Below are 591 nucleotides of genomic sequence, written 5' to 3'. Positions count from 1 at the left end.
GTGGTGTTGTTGATCGTGAAATAGTTGCTGGCCCGGCGATAGGTGACCTCGAACCCCCGCCCTGGTCCGCGCACGCCGCTGGCGCCGTAGAACATGTCGACGAGGATCAGCGGCAGGCCGGTGAACGTCTTTGGCAGCGGGATGTTCGTGTTTCCCGTCGGCAGGGCGGCAGTGATGCCCGACAGGAGGGGCCGAAGTCGCTTGGCAGTCGAGTCGAAGACCAGGCCGGAAGCGGGCGCCGTCAGCACGTCATAGCCGGGCTTGGAAAACTGGAAGACGAACTGGCCTTCGCGCAGCCCGATGTAGCCACGGGTGATCGGCATGAGATCAGTCCGTCGGCACAGGCTTGTCGATCACGATGATCGAGACATTGCCCCAGACCGCGTTGCCCCAACGTCGGATCTTCGCCTGCGCTACACCGGGCGAGTTTGTAATGACGTATCCGGACATCGGGTAGGCCGAGCCATAGGTGTTCACCTCTTTGTCGGATGGCAGGGTGTAGATCTGGTCATTCTGGGCACCGTTGAACGTCCCGAAGAAGAAGATGATCGGGTAGTAGCCCTTCCACTCGTAGGTGAAATCGATGTCGGT

2 protein-coding genes are annotated in these 591 nt (G+C 60.7%); both read right to left on the bottom strand.

What is annotated here, in order from left to right; genetic code table 11:
* Window positions 1–323: hypothetical protein (locus tag WFK98_RS27225; RefSeq protein ID WP_336802522.1), on the bottom strand; the 323-nt coding region annotated here is incomplete at its 3' end.
* A 4-nt stretch (window positions 324–327) separates the two neighbouring features.
* Window positions 328–591: hypothetical protein (locus WFK98_RS27220; protein WP_336802521.1), on the bottom strand; the 264-nt coding region annotated here is incomplete at its 5' end.

The sequence above is a fragment of the Kaistia sp. MMO-174 genome (assembly GCF_037147815.1).
GTDB lineage: Bacteria > Pseudomonadota > Alphaproteobacteria > Rhizobiales > Kaistiaceae > Kaistia > Kaistia nematophila.
The sequence above is the reverse complement of the archived record's forward strand: the minus strand, read 5'-3'. Positions and strand labels throughout refer to the sequence as shown.